General features: G+C 64.0%; 17 protein-coding genes and 1 pseudogene. 8 read left to right on the forward strand and 10 right to left on the reverse strand.

From position 1 onward, the window contains the following. A pseudogene (locus tag NKI61_RS29075) lies at positions 1-153 on the reverse strand (OsmC family protein); the annotation flags it as partial. 346 nt (positions 154-499) lie between these two features. Here NKI61_RS29075 and NKI61_RS29080 point away from each other — a divergent pair. From NKI61_RS29080 to NKI61_RS29090, 3 genes are all read left to right on the forward strand, one after another. Then, the gene (locus NKI61_RS29080) at positions 500-2005 is read left to right on the forward strand and encodes a S10 family peptidase (protein ID WP_352841970.1); all 1506 of its coding nucleotides are present in this window, start codon (positions 500-502) and stop codon (positions 2003-2005) included. Between the two features lie 149 nt (positions 2006-2154). Continuing rightward, entirely contained in the window at positions 2155-3042 is an 888-nt protein-coding gene (locus NKI61_RS29085) for a DMT family transporter (RefSeq protein ID WP_023689123.1), read from the forward strand. A gap of 51 nt (positions 3043-3093) precedes the next feature. Beyond that, the gene (locus tag NKI61_RS29090) at positions 3094-4002 is read left to right on the forward strand and encodes a DMT family transporter (RefSeq protein ID WP_352841971.1); all 909 of its coding nucleotides are present in this window, start codon (positions 3094-3096) and stop codon (positions 4000-4002) included. Positions 4003-4136: 134 nt separating this feature from the next. Here NKI61_RS29090 and NKI61_RS29095 read toward each other — a convergent pair whose 3' ends face one another. Continuing rightward, positions 4137-5000 (reverse strand): LysR substrate-binding domain-containing protein, encoded by an 864-nt coding sequence (locus tag NKI61_RS29095; protein ID WP_023689125.1) that lies wholly within the window; start codon positions 4998-5000, stop codon positions 4137-4139. Positions 5001-5101: 101 nt separating this feature from the next. On the opposite strand from NKI61_RS29095, the gene NKI61_RS29100 reads away from it, so the two are divergent. Both NKI61_RS29100 and NKI61_RS29105 read left to right on the forward strand, forming a co-directional pair. Continuing rightward, the gene (locus NKI61_RS29100; protein WP_023743474.1) at positions 5102-5509 is read left to right on the forward strand and encodes a tautomerase family protein; all 408 of its coding nucleotides are present in this window, start codon (positions 5102-5104) and stop codon (positions 5507-5509) included. A gap of 166 nt (positions 5510-5675) precedes the next feature. Then, positions 5676-7898, forward strand: a complete 2223-nt coding sequence (locus NKI61_RS29105) for an AMP-binding protein (RefSeq protein WP_023743473.1) — start codon at positions 5676-5678, stop codon at positions 7896-7898. A 159-nt stretch (positions 7899-8057) separates the two neighbouring features. Here NKI61_RS29105 and pssA read toward each other — a convergent pair whose 3' ends face one another. Beyond that, a complete protein-coding gene (pssA, locus tag NKI61_RS29110) occupies positions 8058-8873 on the reverse strand; it encodes a CDP-diacylglycerol--serine O-phosphatidyltransferase (RefSeq protein WP_023672701.1) in 816 nt (271 codons plus the stop codon). Between the two features lie 3 nt (positions 8874-8876). Next, positions 8877-9935: a phosphatidylserine decarboxylase gene (locus tag NKI61_RS29115; protein ID WP_352760458.1), complete on the reverse strand. Its 1059-nt coding sequence runs from the start codon at positions 9933-9935 to the stop codon at positions 8877-8879. On the opposite strand from NKI61_RS29115, the gene NKI61_RS29120 reads away from it, so the two are divergent. Continuing rightward, entirely contained in the window at positions 9841-10521 is a 681-nt protein-coding gene (locus tag NKI61_RS29120) for a lysozyme inhibitor LprI family protein (protein ID WP_023743472.1), read from the forward strand. The genes NKI61_RS29115 and NKI61_RS29120 overlap by 95 nt on opposite strands. An 11-nt stretch (positions 10522-10532) precedes the next feature. Here the strand turns inward: NKI61_RS29120 and NKI61_RS29125 are convergent, their stop codons facing one another. Together NKI61_RS29125 and NKI61_RS33005 are read right to left on the reverse strand one after the other, a co-directional pair. Further along, positions 10533-11117 carry a hypothetical protein gene (locus tag NKI61_RS29125; RefSeq protein WP_198024968.1) on the reverse strand — a complete coding sequence of 195 codons (585 nt, stop codon included), beginning with the start codon at positions 11115-11117 and terminating at the stop codon, positions 10533-10535. Between the two features lie 67 nt (positions 11118-11184). Further along, on the reverse strand, positions 11185-11619 hold the full coding sequence (locus tag NKI61_RS33005; protein ID WP_031246731.1) for a DMP19 family protein: 435 nt from the start codon (positions 11617-11619) through the stop codon (positions 11185-11187). Between NKI61_RS33005 and NKI61_RS29135 the strand changes: the two genes are divergently transcribed. Next, positions 11539-11868, forward strand: coding sequence for a hypothetical protein (locus tag NKI61_RS29135; protein WP_023743469.1), 330 nt, complete (start codon positions 11539-11541; stop codon positions 11866-11868). The two genes, NKI61_RS33005 and NKI61_RS29135, sit on opposite strands and share 81 nt — an antisense overlap. A 132-nt stretch (positions 11869-12000) precedes the next feature. Beyond that, a complete protein-coding gene (locus NKI61_RS29140) occupies positions 12001-12891 on the forward strand; it encodes an SMP-30/gluconolactonase/LRE family protein (protein WP_023743468.1) in 891 nt (296 codons plus the stop codon). Here NKI61_RS29140 and NKI61_RS29145 read toward each other — a convergent pair. From NKI61_RS29145 to NKI61_RS29160, 4 genes are all read right to left on the reverse strand, one after another. Next, positions 12870-13205 (reverse strand): antibiotic biosynthesis monooxygenase, encoded by a 336-nt coding sequence (locus NKI61_RS29145; RefSeq protein WP_023743467.1) that lies wholly within the window; start codon positions 13203-13205, stop codon positions 12870-12872. The genes NKI61_RS29140 and NKI61_RS29145 overlap by 22 nt on opposite strands. 282 nt (positions 13206-13487) lie before the next feature. After that, complete coding sequence (locus NKI61_RS29150; RefSeq protein WP_023743466.1) at positions 13488-15368, reverse strand: ABCB family ABC transporter ATP-binding protein/permease; 1881 nt, start codon at positions 15366-15368, stop codon at positions 13488-13490. Between the two features lie 24 nt (positions 15369-15392). After that, on the reverse strand, positions 15393-15728 hold the full coding sequence (locus NKI61_RS29155) for an ArsR/SmtB family transcription factor (RefSeq protein WP_023672695.1): 336 nt from the start codon (positions 15726-15728) through the stop codon (positions 15393-15395). 229 nt (positions 15729-15957) lie between these two features. Then, positions 15958-17357: LysM peptidoglycan-binding domain-containing protein (locus tag NKI61_RS29160; RefSeq protein WP_352841972.1), on the reverse strand; the 1400-nt coding region annotated here is incomplete at its 5' end.

A 17357-nucleotide genomic window follows, 5' to 3' on the forward strand; every position in this document is an offset into this window, starting at 1 on the left:
GACCGCCAGCGCCCTGCCCGTCTCGACCTTGCAGGCAATCGACTGGTCGTCGATGGAGCCTTTGGCGCGAAGCGTGATCAGCGCTCGAGAGGAATCTTCGCGATAAGCCTCCTTGATCGGTGCCTGCATGGCCTTGAGTGCGGTGGCGTCCATTGTCTCGATCCTTTTCGATGGTCTTTGCAAGTTGATAGCACTCAGTTGCCGACGTGTGGAGATTGGGCGAATATCGATGCATATGCGATCTCCCCCCTTGCGGGGGAGATGTCCGGCAGGACAGAGGGGGGTGTGAAGGATCGCAGACCTTCGCGTTGTGCTGGGTGAAATTCGAACCCGTCTGAAGCACCGCTGTAGTTTCTTCACAGGTTGGCGGGACAGCACCCCCCTCTGCCCTGCCGGGCATCTCCCCCGCAAGGGGGGAGATTGGCAGCTTCAACGACCGCGACCCTTTGACTTCGACCGCCCAGACCATACCTATGCGGGAGCCATTCCCGGAGGTGTCATGCGTGCCAAGCTGAAGCTCATTCCTGCGATTCTCTTGATGCTTGGCACACTGATAGCGCCAGTCCTCGCCGAAACGCCCGAGCGCCCCGCACCGGCAGGCGGCGTGCTGTCGCTGCTGCCGGCACCGCAGACGACCAGCCATTCAATCACCATTGCCGGGCGCAAGCTGGACTATCAGGCAAAGGCCGGCACGCTGTCGCTGCTATCCGGCAAGGGCGAGGTCACCGCGGAAATCTTCTATGTCGCCTACACGCTGCCGCCACTGGCGGGCGCGGAGAAGGCTCGCCCCATCACCTTCGTCTTCAATGGCGGCCCGGGCGCGGCATCCGCCTATCTGCATCTCGGCGCACTCGGCCCGCGTGTCGTCGCGACCGGCGCCGATGGCCAATTCCTGCTGCCGCCGCAAAAGCTGATCGACAATCCCGACAGCTGGCTCGACATGACCGACCTCGTCTTCGTCGATCCGGTCGGCACCGGCTACAGCCGCGAGGCCCCCGGCCAGGACACGAAAGATTTTTGGGGCGTCAGCCAGGACGCCAGTTCGATCGGCGCTTTCATCCGGCTCTATCTCGCCCAGAACAGCCGCACCGGATCGCCGCTCTTCCTCGCCGGCGAAAGCTATGGCGGGTTCCGCGCGGCACTTCTCGCCAGGACCCTGCAGGAAGATGTCGGCCTGAGCCCCAACGGCATCGTGCTGATCTCGCCTGCACTGGAGTTCACGCTGGTGCTGCCCGACGAATTCCAGCCACTGCATTGGGCGCTGGAACTGCCCTCGCTGGCGGCGGTGCGCCTGCGCAGCGAAGGCGTCAGCGGCGAAGCACTGCGCGAAAAGCTCGCCGAGGTCGAAAAGTATGCGCTGGGCGACTACCTCACGGCTCTGACCGGCGGGCTGGAACAGGGCGGGCAGCTGGCCAGCCAGCGCGTGGCCGAGATCACCGGCCTGCCGCTCGACCTCGTGCAGCGCAATTTCGCCCGCATCCCGACCGGCCTGTTCGCGCGCGAATTCCAGCGCGCCAGTGGCAAAGTGCTCAGCCCGTATGACGGCACCATCGCCACCAGCGACATCGCCCCGGAGAGCGCCCGCAGCGCCGGCCCGGATCCGGTGCTCGACCGCAGCGTACCGGCGCTGACCTCGGCCTTTGTCGGTTATGCGCGCGACGAGCTGAATTTTCGCACCGATATCAGCTACCGGTTGCTCAATGGCGATGTGACCCACGCCTGGGACTATGGCGACTCGCGGCAAGGCTATGCCGGGGTGATGGACGATCTGCAGCGGGCGCGCTCGCTCAACCCGGGGCTTGGCGTGGTGATCGTCAACGGTGACACCGATCTGGTCACGCCCTATCTGGCCTCACGCTATCTGGTGAGCCAAATCCCGACGCTGGGCGCGGCAAAACCCATCCGTCTCGACGTCGTCGAAGGCGGCCACATGATGTATCTCAGGCCGGGCGGGCGGCGCGCCCTGAAGGAGGCCGCTTCACAGCTCTACCAGGCAACACAGTGAACGGCGTGCCCACGCTGTCGGCCAGGCTGCGCCAACGCAAGCTTGCCACTGGCGTAGCGCCCCGCAGGCTTTCGCCCGTGTAGCCTGCAATGGGAGCCTGATTGGGGCAGGCTTCTTCTTCGTCCTCTTGACAGCGCCGGACACGCCGCATGGCCGATATTGCCATTCTGGAAACCCGCGAAAGGGTGCTTGCCGGCATCCTGTTCACCGGCTGCGCCTATTTCCTGTTTTCGACGCAGGACGCCGCGATCAAGCTTCTGGTCGTCGGCATCAGCGTCTGGCAGATCATGTTCTTCCGCTCGATCGCTGTGCTTATCGGCTGTGCTGCAATCGGCGGACCGCCCATCTTTGCCGACACAATGCGCTCGCCCATCGTGCGGCCGATGCTGGTGCGCAGCGCCTTCACGCTCGGCGCCTGGCTCTGCTACTACAACGCGGCCCGCTCCCTGCAGCTGGCCGAACTCACCACCATCTATTACGCCGCCCCGATCATCGTCACCGTGCTGTCGGTGGTGATGCTTGGCGAAAAGGTGCCTCTGTTGCGCTGGCTGGCGGTGTTCATCGGCTTCGTCGGCGTCTTCATCGCCTGTGATCCCACTCGTCTCGGCTTGTCCGTGCCGATGCTCTTGGTACTGGCTGCGGCAGTGCTGTGGGGCATTGCCGTGGTGCTGTTGCGCAAGACGGCGCTGGCCGAGCGCACGCTGATCCAGCTTGTGCTCAACAATTTCTACTTCCTGGTGTTTTCCACGGTGCCGGCGCTGTTGGTCTGGCAGATGCCGGACTGGCGCCAGTTGCTGCTTTTGATCAGCGTCGGCGCGCTCGGCGGCGTGGCGCAATTTATGCTGTTCGAAGGCATGAAGCGGGCGCCGGTGTCGATCGTGGCGCCGTTCGAATACACCTCATTGGTCTGGGCCTTCGGGCTCGGCTTTGCGATCTGGGGCGACGTGCCGCGTCGCGAGGTGTTTCTGGGGGCGGCGTTGATCGTCGGCGCCGGCCTGCTGATCATCGGCAACGAGCATTTCCGCAAGCGGCTATGAGTACCCCGTGCTGACAGCATGGTGGCAGGAGAAGACGGATAGGCTGCTGAGATGACGGAAGCGCTCGACGGCCCAGGCACCACAGATACCGCTGCCGAGCGTACGCTCGGCATCATGCTGGTGGCGGCCTCGGCGGCTTTCTTCGCCCTCACCGGCGTGCTGACCAAATCGATCCACGCCGACCCGCTGACCATCACCTGCTGGCGCGGCTTTGTCGGCGCGATCCTGATCACCTTCTATGTGCTGTGGCGCCGGCGCCGCTCCGGCGGGCGGGAAAGCTTGCGGCTTGGCTGGCGCGGCTGGCTGCTGGCCCTCGAGGGCGCCGCGGCCAGCATCGCCTTCATCTCGGCGTTCAAATTCACCTATGTCGCCAATGTCGCGGTCATCTACGCCACCGCGCCTTTCATCACCGCGCTGCTCGCCTTCGTGCTGGTGCGCGAGCCGTTCCGGGCGCAGACGCTTGCCGCCGCCGCCGTTTCGCTGTGCGGCGTAGCGATCATGGTCGGCTCCGGCTTCGGCAGCGGTCATCTGTTTGGCGATGGGCTCGCGCTGCTGATGACCGCCGGCAGTGCGCTCTACATGATCATGGTGCGCGCCTTCCGCGACACGCCGGTGGTGTGGGCGGGCGCAGTCTCGGCGCTTCTGCTGTTCGTGCTCGGCTGGTTCGTCACCGACCCCCTGGCGATTTCTGCTCGCGACGCCGTACTGCTCGTCGCCTTCGGAGGATCGTTCGCAGCGGCGTCGATCCTGTGGACGGAAGGCTCGCGGCTGATCCCTGCGCCTGAGTCCGGCCTTCTCGGTGCCGCCGAAGTGCCGTTTGCGATCCTGTTCGCCTTCCTGTTCCTCGGCGAGATCGCGCCGGCCGCCAGCCTGATCGGCGGCGCCATAGTACTGTGCGCGGTTTTCGCCCATGCGGGGCGCGACTGGCTGACCGCGAGAAAAAGTGCGGCAACCCAATAATTATTTTCCAAGTCATGGAACCATCATGCGGATCAGGCAGTTTTATGTGCGACGGGTCACCCCCCAAGTCCCCCCAAACCCCTCGACCCGTCCTCCTCAAAGCCGACCGTAAAGGTCGGCTTTTTCTTTGGACATCAGCCGGCAAAGCCGGGCAAGGCGAGGTTGTCGCTGAGCAGGATGGCAAGATCGCGCGCCGGCCGCTCAGCGCCCTGGCCGAGTTTTATCGCGAATTGCGCTGTCGGCACCGGCGGCAGGGCGAATTCGCGCGGTGCTTCGGCAATGCCTGAATGGGCAAAGCGGGCGGTGCGCAAGGTCAGCGCGATGCCGGCATTGACCGCCGTACGCAAGCCGGCAAGGCTGGCGCTGCCGGCGGCGATGCGGTAGCGGCGGCCGGCAGCATCGAGGGCCGCAAGTGCCGCTTCGCGAAAGCCGCAATAGGGATCGAGCAGCGCCAGCGGCAGTTCCTCTTCCCGCACGGCAAGGCCCTTTTGCGAACACAGCCACAGCATCGGTTCACTGAACAGCCCTACTTCGTCATTGGCCGGCGTCTTGCGCATGACAACGGCCAGATCGAGCTGCCCGGCCTGCAGCGCCTCGCCAAGCTCGGCCGAACGGCCGACGCGCAGTTCGACCCTGACGCGCGGATGGCTGGTCGCGAAGGCGCGCAGCAACTCCGGCAGGCCGCTATCAGCGAAATCCTGTGTCGTGCCGATGGCGACGCGACCAGCGGCACGCGCGCCCTTGAGCGCCAACCAGGCCTCGCTGTGCACGGCAAGAATGCGGCGGGCATGACCAACAAGATCCTCGCCGGCCGGCGTCAGCCCGCGCCCGCGCCCCTGCGCCACCAGCAGCGGTTCGCCGACGATCTCCTCCAGGCGCTGCATCTGCGCGGTCACCGCCGAGGGCGAGCGGCCGACAACAGACGCAGCCTGAGCCAGCGAGCCGCCATCGACAAAGGCAAGGAAGGTTTTGAGCAGATCGGGATCGAGAGCTTGCATACTTCGATAATACAGAACCTTATGTTCGAGACAATTCGATTTTTTTGACCCAAAGATGGTGGCATTGTCTCTCCAACGCCGCTCAAACGAAGGAGAGAAAAATGCCCATCATCAACATCAGCGTCACCGGTAAGCCCGACGCCAAGCTGTCCGCCAGAATCGCCAAGGAAATCACCGGCCTGACCGCAACCCATCTGCGCAAGGACCCGACGATCACCGCCGTCGCTGTCACCTATATCGACCCGCAGCACTGGTTCGCCGGCGGCAAGTCGCTGGCACAGCATGGCGCCAATACTTTCTGGCTCGACATCAAGGTGGTCGACGGCACCAACACCAAGCTGGAGCTGGAGGCTTATCTGAAGGCGATCTTCGACACCTTTGGTAAGCTGCTCGGTGGCGTGCATGAGGAGAGCTATGCCTTCGTGCACGAGGTTCCGGCCGCAGCTTATGGGTATGGCGGCAAGAGCCAGGAGTTCCGGTTCATCAGCGGGCGGATCAAGGCGGCTTGAGCCAACGTGAAGCGCAGCGCCGCCCCTCATCCGCCCTTCGGGGCACCTTCTCCCCGTGAACGTGGAGAAGGAAGAGGCTCTACATTGACCTTGCCCCCCATTGCGTTACCCTCTCCTGCGAAGCGGACGAAGAGCCGCGATACCGGAACGTTGGGAGAGACGCGGCATGATCCTGACACTGGCGCTGCTTGCAGGCCTCGTGCTGGCCTGGCTGCTGATTGGCGCGATCGAGACGTTTCGTCTCGACCTGCGCTTTACCCAGGCGCTACTCTATGTGCCGTTCAAGCTCGCCTACCGGATCGATGACCGGCGCATCCGCATTGCCCGCAACGCGCCGACGCCGGTGATCTATGTGGTCTCGCACCAGTCACGCTTCGAGCCGGCGCTGATGCTGTCGCTGCTGCCCGACGACACGCTGCACATTCTCGACGAGGCCTCGGCGCGCTCGCCCTGGATGGAGCCTTGGCGCGAGCTTGGCCGCACCATCGCCTTCAACGCCGAGCATCTCTTCGTCAGCCGGCGGCTGGTCAGGGTGCTGAAGGGTAAAGGCCGGCTTGCCGTCTATCTGCCCGGTGACGTCGAGCCCGATGTGAAGACGTTTCGCCTGTTCCGAGCCGTCACCCGCATCGCCATGCAGGCCGACGCCCGCATCGTGCCGATCTTCGTCACCGGCGCGCACGACCTGCCGGTTTCCTTGACGCCAAAGAACCGGGCGCCGCGCCATTGGTTCCCAAAACTCTCGATCAGCGTGCTGGAGCCAATGACGATTGCCGAACTGGTGGCGCGCAACCCCGACCAGGCTTCCAACACCAATGCGTTGTTCGACCGCATCGCCGAGGCGCGGCTTTATGGCAGCAACCTCGATCGCGGCCTGTTCCTGGCCATGCGCGATGCCGCGGATCGCACCGGCGCCTCGCATCCGATCATCGAGGATGTGATCAGCGGCTCGCTCAGCTATCGAAAAATGTTCATCGGCGCGCGCGTGCTCGGCCGCCGTTTCGAGGCGGTGGCGGCGCCCGGCGAAGCGGTCGGGGTTTTGCTGCCCAACGCCAATGGCGTGGTGCTGTCCTTCGTCGGCCTGCTCTCGGCCGGCCGGGTGGCGGCGATGATCAACTACACGGCAGGGCCGGCCAGCGTAACCGCCGCGGTGCGCACGGCAGTCATCCGAACGGTGGTTTCCTCGCGCGCGTTCGTCGAGAAGGCGGCGCTTGCCGACATCATCGCCGCGGTCGAGGCCGGCGGCGCCAAGATGCTGTGGCTGGAGGATGTGCGCGCAAGCGTCACCACACTGGAAAGGCTCGCAGCAGCGGTGCTCTGGCGGTTCCCGCTGCAGCGGCAGGATGCGGCCAAGCCCGCCGCAATCCTGTTCACCTCAGGCTCGGAAGGCACGCCCAAGGCCGTGGTGCTGTCGCACCGCAATCTCCACGCCAACGCCATGCAGGCCGAGGCGCGCATTACCATTTCGCCGTCCGACATCCTGCTCAACGTGCTGCCGGTTTTTCACTCTTTCGGCCTGACCGGCGGCACCATCCTGCCGCTGGTGACCGGGGTGAAACTGTTCCTCTACCCGTCACCGCTGCACTACAAGATCATCCCGGAGATCGCTCGCAAGGTGAAGCCGACCATCATGTTCGGCACCGACACGTTCCTTGCCAACTATGCCCGCACCGCGAAGGATGGCGATTTCTCCAGCCTGCGCTTCGTCGTCGCCGGCGCGGAAGCGGTGAAGCCGGAGACGCGGCGCGTTTATCGCGAGCGCTTCGATGCCTCGATCATCGAGGGGTTCGGGCTGACCGAGGCCGCCCCAGTCGTTGCCGTCAACACCGCCATCCATGGCCGCGACGGTACGGTCGGACGGCTGTTGCCGGCGATGCGCATGAAGCTCGAACCGGTCGAGGGTATCGAGGGTGCCGGCCGCCTGTGGCTCGACGGGCCGAATTTGATGATGGGCTACATGACCGCTGACCGGCCCGGCGAATTGCAGCCGCTGGACGGCTGGCACGACACCGGCGACATCGTCTCGGTAGACCGCGAAGGCTTCATCACCATTCGCGGCCGGGCAAAACGCTTCGCCAAGATCGCTGGCGAGATGGTGTCGTTGGGCGCCGTCGAGATGCTGGTGCAGTCGCTGTGGCCGGAAGAGCGCCACGCCGCGGTGGCGGTGCCGGACAAGAGGCGCGGCGAGCGCATCGTGCTGGTCACCACCGCCGACGACGCCGATCCGGAAGAACTGCGCGCCTTCGGCAAGAAGGCAGGTGCGGCCGAACTGATGGTGCCCAACGACATCGTCAAGGTCGAGGAGATCCCGGTGCTGGGTTCCGGCAAGACGGATTATGTCTCGACGCGGAACCTGGCGATCGAGAAGCTGGGGTTGGGCCTGGCGGCTTAGCGTATCTCCCTCCTCGAGGGGGAGATGGCCGGCAGGCCAGAGGGGGTCGCCTCGCGTGAAGCGCCGACGTCCTCTTCGCTCAAACGAGGTCGCGTCCGGGGCGTACCGACCCCTCTGTCGCCTTCGGCGACATCTCCCCCTCAAGGGGGGAGATAACAACTACCCAATATCCGACGGCGGCACTTTTTCGCCCTCGCGCTTGGCGCGCTTCGAATACGCCCGCACGCTGAAAGGCAGGAAGATGAGATAGCCTGCGACAGAGGCGGTCAGCGTGTACCAGGGATAGGTCATCAACAGCAGGACGTAGAGAACGACCGCCAGGATGATCGGCAGCACCTTGTCGCCGGGCACTTTCAGGCTTTTGCCGGAATAGACCGGCAGCCGGCTGACCAGCAGGAAAGCGACCAGCACAGTGAAGCCGGTGGCGACGAATGCCGTCAGGCGGTCCGGCTCGAGACCGAGCCGGAGGAAGGACAGATAGAGCGGCAGCATAACCAGCACGGCGCCGGCCGGCGCCGGCACGCCAACGAAGTATTCGCTCTGCCAGATCGGCCGGTCATGGTCTTCGTCGAGCACGTTGAAGCGCGCCAGCCGCAGGCCACAGGCGATGGTGAACAGAAGGGCTGCGATCCATCCGAAGGAGCCGGCGCGGTCGAGCAGGAAGGCGTAGAGCACCAGTGCCGGCGCGACGCCGAAATTGACGATGTCGGCCAGCGAATCCATCTGCGCGCCGAATTTGGATGTCGCCTTCAACATGCGCGCCAGGCGCCCGTCTATGCCGTCCAGGAAGGCGGCGAGCAGCACCATCACCACGGCCGGCTCGAAACGGCCCTCGAAGCCGAAGCGGATACCGGACAGGCCGGCGCAGATGGCAAGCACGGTGACCAGATTAGGCAGCACCATGCGCATCGGAATTTCGCGGATGCGCGGGCCGCCGCTGCCATGGGCCTCGAACTTTTTGAACGGCGCGCCCACCGCTTACGAAATCCTGACGAGCGGGGTTGCGGCGACGCCGCCGAATTCGGCGAGCACGGTTTCGCCGCCGACCGCCGTCTGGCCGACGGCGACGCGCGGCACCGCGGTCGACGGTAGGAAGACATCGACGCGCGAGCCGAAGCGGATCAGGCCAAAGCGTTCGCCGACGGCAATGGAGCCGCCGGTCTCGGCCCAGCAGACGATGCGGCGCGCCACCAGGCCGGCAATCTGCACGGCGACAACGATGCCGTTGGGACTGTCTATGACCAGCCCGTTGCGCTCGTTCTCCGAGCTTGCCTTGTCGAGTTCGGCGTTCAGGAATTTGCCCGGCCGGTGCTCGATTTTGGTGATGCGGCCGCGCACCGGAGCGCGGTTCACATGGCAGGAAAAGACGTTCATGAACACCGAGATGCGGGTCATCTCGGTGTTGCCGAGGCCAAGCTCGCGCGGCGGCACGGCCGGGCCGACCGCCGAGATGACGCCGTCGGCGGGACTGACCACCAGCCTGTCATCGACCGGGGTGACACGCTCGGGGTCACGGAAGAAATAGACGCACCAGGCGGTCAGGATCAGGCCGATCCAGAACAGCACCGAGGAGAAATAGCCCAGGAACAGCGTGCCCGCACCAAAGGCGGCAATGAACGGATAGCCCTCGCGATGGATCGGAACGAAGGCATTCTTGATCGAATCGACAAGGCTCATCGGATGGGGCTCATGGGATGGGGGCGGTCCCTGTTTCAGGTCCGGCCTCAATACCGGAAAGGCTCCGCTGCCGCAACGCAACATTGGGCAAGGCCGCATCGTCCGCAGCCGGCAGGAACGGTGACGTGCTTGCCTGTCGGCTGCTTTGCCGCCAGAATTCGGGTCAACGCCGGCTGAACGCGCGGCGAAAAGGCCGACTGCCATGGCGCCAAATTCAGGCAAAACGTATCTTGTTGCCATACGATCGTCAGCCGTGGGTGCCGTTTTGACCGTACTTGTGGCAGCGAGCGACCACGCAGTTGCGCAAGGCAAGCCATCCTTCGACTGCGCCAAGGCCGCCAGCGTGGCGGAAAAGGCCATTTGCGCCGATCCGGTCCTGGCGCAAGCCGATGCCGACGTCGCGAAGAATTATACCGCGCTGCTGAAGAGGCTCGATGCTCATGCCGGCAAGGCGCTGCGGGACGACCAAAGCGATTTCATCGCGTATCGCGACCAGATCGCCGGCTTCAACGAAAGTTCGCCCAAGAACCAACAGACTTTCGATCTCGGCGAATTCCTGCGAGACCGCGCAACCTTCCTGTCCGGCATACGCAAGCCCCCCGATGCAGGTTTGATCGGCACATGGAGCAGCGTGCGCGGCAGCGTCGACATCAAGGCTGTTGGCGGAGGCAAGGTCGAAATCTCGGAAGATGTCGTTTCCAATCCAGTCTGGGGAAGTGGGTCATGCGAGATCGACGGCACGGTCGAGGAGCGCAACACTCTGCGGCTGGTCGACCGTGCCGTCGACAACGACAACCCAACCGGTTTTGTCTTTACCTTCCGACGCGACGGCGATGCGCTTGTCGTCGAGCAGAGCGGCGCCGGCAAGGATGGCAAATCGGAGCCCCTGTCATGCGGTGCCAACGGCCATGCCGATGGCACGTTCTTCCTGACGGAGAAAAAGTAGGTTTGCTGTCGCTAACCCGCCGCAGCGGAGCGATCAAAGTGGGCATTGAGCTCGGCCATAGCGGCCTCAGCGAGGCTTTCATCATCCTTGCCGCGCAAGAGCACACCGCCGTTCCGCAACGATTGGAAAAGGAAGACTTGGCCTGATGCCAGCACCACCCAATTCACGATTGCTCCTTCCTCCTTCTGCACCACCGAATTCGCAGAAACGATGGCATCCGTCGGGTCGAAGCCTGCCTTGCGCAGGAGGTCGACGGCGGCGGGAGCATGGTATTGTTCCGCCAGCTCAATGACCGCTGTGATCTCGGGCTCTTCAGCAATGCCAAGCTTGGCGCCAACTTTCGGGGCGTTAGCCGCTAGCGGGCTCTCGCCTGGCGGTATGACAAGCAACTCTTCTGGAGCGATGTACTCGTAGACCGTGACGTGTGTCTCCGTCGCACTGCATAGTCGGGTCTTCTTCGCGCTGGTCTGAAGTTGAAAAACCAGCTGTTTCTCTCCTTCTATGTTCAGCATCCTTGCCATGCCGAACGCGATTTTGATCTCGGGCGGCGCGATCTTGGCGCAGGCAAGGCCGGCCCCGACATCGCGCCAGCTCAAGATCATCTGGCCTGCCAAGTTGCCAACGGACTTATGAAGAAGCCTGCTTCGCGCTTCGGATTGGCCATCACCAGCCGGTGTATGACGTCGTCGTAATCGTCACTATCGACAACTTGCAGATCAGGCCATGACGCGATCCAGCGCGCCAAAAGGTTTTCCATGGGCGCGGCCTCATCCGCAACGTAGAACGCATGATCAAGTGTATCGAGAAAATCATCCCGCCCGCCCTCGAAGCCCGTCTGCTGGGCGGCTTCGTTGGGTGGTCTGCAATCCAGCTGGACATCTTTTCCAAAGTCGCAAGCTGGCCCTTTGCGCCACAAGCAGTGAGTCCAGCTCGTGCGTTGGCAATCATGGCGCCGATTTCCTGCCCGGCATTGTGGATGAATTGACCGTTCTTTACCTCCGAAGAGTACGAGTCGGCATGAAGGACCTGCATCGCCTTGGTGTCGATTTCGGGATAACGATAGAGTCCTTTGGAAACCATCGCTGTGACGAATTGCATGACAGCGAAGACGAGAAAAACGGCTCTTCATCAGGATCCTCGACGTTCGAACGCAGTACGACGACCGGCAACGGCAGGCCGAATTCCAACTGCTTTCCAGAATCTGATGCCGACTTCTCGGGCGTTTTCTTGGATTTGCGGGAAAAGAAACCGAACATCGAAAATACTCTCTTGGTCGCAAAACTTGCGCGAACGGGTTATTTCCGACGCGACAATATCAGCTGCCCTCAAGGATTAAAGGCACTCTGATCCAGAGGCATCCGCACGATGGTTTGCCGAAATTGTCGACGGTGTCGGGGCGCCACAGATTCATACGTCCTTGGCAGGAAAGCGCTTCGCGACAATGCCGAATTGCGGCGAGTCGACAAACCAGGGTCAGAGATGCCATCCTCGAAATCAGTCGCCCTGAACGCCAAGGTCATTACAGAAGGCCTCGCTTTCGGAGAGTCTCCCCGCTGGCACGACGGACGCCTGTGGCTCTGCAACTGGGGAACCGGAGAGATCGTCGCGGTGGATGAGGACGGCGGGAACCAGGTGATGCTCACCGTGCCGGCCATCCTGCCCTATTCGATCGACTGGTTGCCGGATGGCCGATTGCTGATCGTCTCGGGTCGGGATGGCTTGTTGCTGCGGCAGGAGGCGGATGGAACGCTGGCCACCCATGCCGATCTTCGGTCGCTGTCAAACAGCCCGTGGAACGAGATCGTCGTCGACGGGCGCGGCAACATCTATGTCAATGGCGGCGGGTCGGCGCCTGCACCGGGCGAGCATTTCGGGCCCGGCACCATCGTGCTGATCACGCCGGACGGCTCGGTTCGACAAGTGGCCGAGAACATCGCTTTCGCCAACGGCATGGCGGTGACGCCGGACAACAGGACACTGATCGTGGCGGAGTCGCATGCCATCCGGCTGACCGCCTTCGATGTCGCGGAGGATGGCGGGCTTTCCAACCGCCGGGTCTGGGCCGATCTCGATGGCTTTCCCGACGGCATCTGCCTCGATGCCGAAGGGGCTGCCTGGTACGCGGATGTTCCCAACAAGCGCTGCGTGCGGGTGCGCGAAGGTGGCGAGGTGTTGCAGACAGTCGATGCCGATCGCGGCTGCTTTGCCTGCATGCTGGGCGGGCCGGATGGCACGACACTGTTCATCGTCGCCGCCGAATGGCGTGGTTTCGAGAACATGATCAGCGATGCCCGCACCGGCCAGGTGCTGAGCGTCGAGGCGCCAGCACCTGGCACGGGCTGGCCCTCCTACATCTCAGGCAGACGCTGATAGTTGGCGATATCGGCCTTCACACCCAGCCGGGCAATGGTCTCCTGCGGGTTGAAGCCCGCCCGCTCGTGGGCCGCCTTGACGATCGGCACGACATTGTCGACGGCCGCCTGGTTTTCCCATTCGACAATGGTGACCAGGTTGAACTCACCCGGACCCGAAAATTGCTCGAGCACGAAATCCTGGACGAAGCCTTGCTGCAGACGCAGCAATTCATGAGTCGCCCGAACTCTGCTGAGAATTTCTTCACGGGCCTCGGCAGGAACGACGAATTTGTCGACCCTGAACACGGCTGCCTCGGCAAGTTTATCCATTTGAATCTGTCTCCGTTCTTGAACGACTTGGGTTCGGTGGCTCAGGAACGGGTTTGCGATCTCAACTTAGGTTGAGGTCAAGGGGAAATTTTCGGTGGTGATGATGGGACGACGCTGCATATCTCCCCCCTTGAGGGGGAGATGGCCGGCAGGCCAGAGGGGGTCGGTTCGACTGGATGCGCCCCCCTTGCGACCGATGAAGGTTAGCGCTCCACGCGCGGCGACCCCCTGTCGCCTTCGGCGACATCTCCCCCTCAAGGGGGGAGATCGGCGCTCCGCCGCCTAGCTCACCTCCGAAGTCCGCCTGCGCACAACCACACCCAGCTCATCGCTCTCGCGTGCAACTCGAAGCCTCTCTTCGGCTTCTGTCGCTTCGCGCTGGCGGTCCCACATCGACGCGTAGAGGCCATGCTTTTGCATCAGCTCGGCATGGGTGCCGCGCTCGGCGATCTCGCCGTCCTTGAGCACGATGATCTCGTCGGCGGTGATCACCGTCGACAACCTATGCGCAATGACGATGGTGGTGCGGCCCTTGCTGACCAGGTCGAGGGCGGCCTGGATTTCCTGTTCGGTGTGGCTGTCCAGCGCCGAGGTCGCCTCGTCGAGCATCAGGATCGGCGGCGCCTTGAGGATGGTGCGGGCGATCGCCACGCGCTGCTTTTCGCCGCCCGACAGTTTTAGCCCGCGCTCACCAACCATCGAGCGGTAGCCTTCGGGCAGTCGTTCGATGAACGGGCCGATCTGGGCAAGCTCGGCGGCTTTCTGCATGTCTTCCTCGCTGGCGCCGATGCGGCCGTAACGGATGTTATAGGCGATGGTGTCATTGAACAGCACGGTGTCCTGCGGCACCATGCCGATCGCGCCGCGCAGGCTCGCCTGCGTCACATCACGGACATCCTGGCCGTCGATCAGCACCTGACCGCCCTGGACGTCGTAGAAGCGGAACAAGAGCCGCGAAATCGTCGACTTGCCGGCGCCGGACGGACCGACAATGGCCACCGTCTTGCCGGCCGGAACCTCGAAGGAGACGCCCTTCAGAATCTTGCGGCTGGGGTCGTAGGCGAAGTGCACGTCGCGGAACTCGACCTTGCCGGCTGTAACAGCCAGTGGCTTGGCATCGGGCTTGTCGGTGATTTCCTGCGGCACATCGAGCAGGTCGAACATTTGCTCGATGTCGGTCAGCCCCTGGCGGATTTCGCGGTAGATGAAGCCGATGAAATTGAGCGGCACCGCAAGCTGCATCAGCATGGCGTTGATGAAGACGAAATCGCCGACCGTCTGCGTGCCGGCCTGCACCTCCAGCGCCGACATGCACATGACGACGACGGTGCCGAGACCGAAGATGATGCCCTGGCCGAAATTCAGCCAACCGAGCGAGGTCCATATCCTGGTCGCCGCCATTTCATAGCGCGCCATCGAACGGTCGAAGCGCTCAGCCTCCATACCCTCGTTGTTGAAGTATTTGACCGTCTCGTAGTTGAGCAGGGAGTCGATCGCCTTGGTGTTGGCGTCGGTGTCGCTGTCGTTCATGTCGCGGCGGATCGAGATGCGCCAGTCGCTGGCGCGAACCGTGAACCAGACGTAGAGCCACACCGTGGCCGCCACCACGACCACATATTTCCAGCCATAAGTGTAGGCGAAGATACCGGTGGTCAGCGCGAATTCGAGGATGGTCGGCGCCGTGTTCAGCATGATGAAGCGCACGATCGTCTCGATGCCCTTGGTGCCGCGCTCGATGATGCGCGACAGGCCGCCGGTGCGGCGCTCGAGGTGAAAGCGCAGCGACAGCTGGTGCATGTGAACGAAGGTGCGGAACGCGAGCTGGCGCACCGCATATTGGCCAACGCGGGCAAACAGCGCGTCGCGCAGCTGGTTGAAGCCAAGCTGCACCAGCCGCACGACATTGTAGGCGACGACCAGCATCACCGGCGCCAGCAGGAAGGATGGCAGCGGCGGCGGCGATTTGGCGTCACCGGCCAGAGAATCGGTCGCCCATTTGAAGAAGTACGGCCCGGCAACCAGTGTCAGCTTGGCAACGACCAGAAGCAGCGTTGCCCAAGTGACGCGTGCCCTGAGATCGGCGCGGTCGGCCGGCCACATATAGGGCCACAGATTGCGCAAGGTTCTGAAGGTCGAGCTATCGGAAACGGTTTTTTCTGCCACTTGTCTTGCCTTTTGCGTGAGAAATCAGCGGCCGGAGCAGCAGGAATTGACGAGTGCGGTCAGCGATGCGGAAACGTCGGCGAGCGCGGCGCGGTCGAGTTGATAGCGCGAGCGCTGGCGGTCGGGCTCGAAGCGGACCAAGCCTGCTTCGACCAGGATTTTCAGATGCTGGGAGACCGTCGACTGCGCGAGGTCGAGATGGTCGACAACCTCACGGCAGCAGCAGGAGCGGCTGGCCGACAGATGTCTAAGGATCTCGATGCGCGCCGGGTGCGAGAGTGCGGCGAAGCGAGCGGCAACGGCGCGGCTTTGGGGCGGTGCGCAGTTTGCGTGGTCTGGTTCAGCGAGCGAGTCTGCCATCGTTCATCGGCGATAGACGATGAACGGGTGCGTGGCAAGCTAACCCGATGGGTAGAGCGACCTAATCTCCCCCCTCGAGGGGAGATGTCGCCGAAGGCGACAGAGGGGGTCGGTACGTCCTGACGCAACGTCGTTTGCAGCAAAGAGAAGGTCGGCGTTCTATGCGCGGCGACCCCCTCTGGCCTGCCGGCCATCTCCCCCTCAAGGGGGGAGATCAAGCGCTCGGCCGCTACTGCGTCTTCACCGGCGCCGTTGTCACCTGCTCGCCCATCGCCTTGAGGTCGGCGGCTTCGCCTTCCTTGGACTTTTCCGGAACCTTGAACACCTGCCCCGGCCAGATGCGGTCGGGATCGCTGATCTGGTCCTGGTTGGCGAGATAGATGGTCGAGAAGCGCACGCCGTGACCGTAGACGCGCCGTGAGATCCGCCACAGCGTGTCGTGCCTGCGGATGATCACCGCGCCGTCGGCATGTTCAAGCTTTGGCGCCACCGTCTCTGGCACATCGGGCGTTGCCGCCGCGACGACGGCTGGAACCTCAGCGGCAGGCGCTGCCGGTGCCGCAGGTGCCCCGGCAACCGCCGGGGCAGCCGGAGCCAGCGCTTCAGCCGCCGGTGCGGCTGGTGCGGATGCGGCAGCAGCTGGTGCGGGCTTCGCAGGGGCAGCCGCGATAGTGGCTGGCGCCGCAGGCTCCGGAGCGGCCGGTGCTTCGGCAGCAGCCGGTGCGGCCGGCTCAGCAGGCTTTGCTTCGGCGGGCTTGGTCTCGGCGGGCTTGGCCTCCGCGGGCGCCACGGCGGCGATCGCTTCGCCGGGTTCGCGCTCGAACGGCACGGCGGCGCGGGCCACGACCTTCACGCCCTCGGCGTCGAGACCGTCGACATGGATGGTGTAGCTGCCGACCGGGATGTCGCGCGTCGCCTCGACCAGGAAATGACCGTCGGGCGAGGTCACCGCATCACCAAGCAGGATATCGTTGGCATAGGCGCGCACCTTGCGGCCGGCGTCAGCCAGACCGGCGACGAAGATCTTGTTGCCGTCGATCTCGACCGCCTCGACGACGATCTTGGGTGCAGCCACGCCTGCCGCCGGCGGCGCTGCAGGTACTGCTGGCGCTGGAGGGGCAGTTGCGGCTTCCACAGCCGGAGCAGCAGGTGCTGTTTCAGCGGGAGCGGCAGGCGCTGCCGTGGCCACGGCAGGCGCAGCCGTAGCAGGCACCTCAGCGGCCGGGGCAGCGGCCTGATCGCCGGCGGCCGGTGCCGCGGGCTTGGTCTCAGGCGCCGGGACGCTAAGCAGCTCGGCCGGCTTGCCGGGTTCCTCGACCATCGCCAGCACCTGGCCGGCGGCGTCCTTGGGAACCGAAACGACGGCGGTCTGCACGGAAGGGGTAACCACATCGCCGGCCGTCGCGCGCAACGCAATCGTATAGTCGCCGGGCTTCAGCGGATCGTCGAGAACGATGACGAAGGCGCCGTCCGGACCGGCGACAGTCGAGCCAAGCACCGAGGAGCCGTTGAGGATCTCGATCTTCGAATTGGGCGCAGCATTGCCGGCAACGACGATCGAGCCGTTGCTTTCGACGCGCACGACGTCGAAGCTCGGCGCAACCGGGCCGGCCGCGGCCGGCGCTGGGG

This window comes from Mesorhizobium sp. M0514, assembly GCF_040321145.1.
GTDB lineage: Bacteria > Pseudomonadota > Alphaproteobacteria > Rhizobiales > Rhizobiaceae > Mesorhizobium.

What these genes read in the sequence shown, in the direction of transcription:
- NKI61_RS29080 (WP_352841970.1), top strand. Translation starts at nt 500, where the DNA reads ATGCGTGCCAAGCTGAAGCTCATTCCTGCGATTCTCTTGATGCTTGGC.
- NKI61_RS29085 (WP_023689123.1), top strand. Translation starts at nt 2,155, where the DNA reads ATGGCCGATATTGCCATTCTGGAAACCCGCGAAAGGGTGCTTGCCGGC.
- NKI61_RS29090 (WP_352841971.1), top strand. Translation starts at nt 3,094, where the DNA reads ATGACGGAAGCGCTCGACGGCCCAGGCACCACAGATACCGCTGCCGAG.
- NKI61_RS29095 (WP_023689125.1), bottom strand. Translation starts at nt 5,000, where the DNA reads ATGCAAGCTCTCGATCCCGATCTGCTCAAAACCTTCCTTGCCTTTGTC.
- NKI61_RS29100 (WP_023743474.1), top strand. Translation starts at nt 5,102, where the DNA reads ATGCCCATCATCAACATCAGCGTCACCGGTAAGCCCGACGCCAAGCTG.
- NKI61_RS29105 (WP_023743473.1), top strand. Translation starts at nt 5,676, where the DNA reads ATGATCCTGACACTGGCGCTGCTTGCAGGCCTCGTGCTGGCCTGGCTG.
- NKI61_RS29115 (WP_352760458.1), bottom strand. Translation starts at nt 9,935, where the DNA reads ATGGCCTTTTCCGCCACGCTGGCGGCCTTGGCGCAGTCGAAGGATGGC.
- NKI61_RS29135 (WP_023743469.1), top strand. Translation starts at nt 11,539, where the DNA reads ATGAAGGACCTGCATCGCCTTGGTGTCGATTTCGGGATAACGATAGAG.
- NKI61_RS33005 (WP_031246731.1), bottom strand. Translation starts at nt 11,619, where the DNA reads ATGCAATTCGTCACAGCGATGGTTTCCAAAGGACTCTATCGTTATCCC.
- NKI61_RS29140 (WP_023743468.1), top strand. Translation starts at nt 12,001, where the DNA reads ATGCCATCCTCGAAATCAGTCGCCCTGAACGCCAAGGTCATTACAGAA.
- NKI61_RS29145 (WP_023743467.1), bottom strand. Translation starts at nt 13,205, where the DNA reads ATGGATAAACTTGCCGAGGCAGCCGTGTTCAGGGTCGACAAATTCGTC.
- NKI61_RS29155 (WP_023672695.1), bottom strand. Translation starts at nt 15,728, where the DNA reads ATGGCAGACTCGCTCGCTGAACCAGACCACGCAAACTGCGCACCGCCC.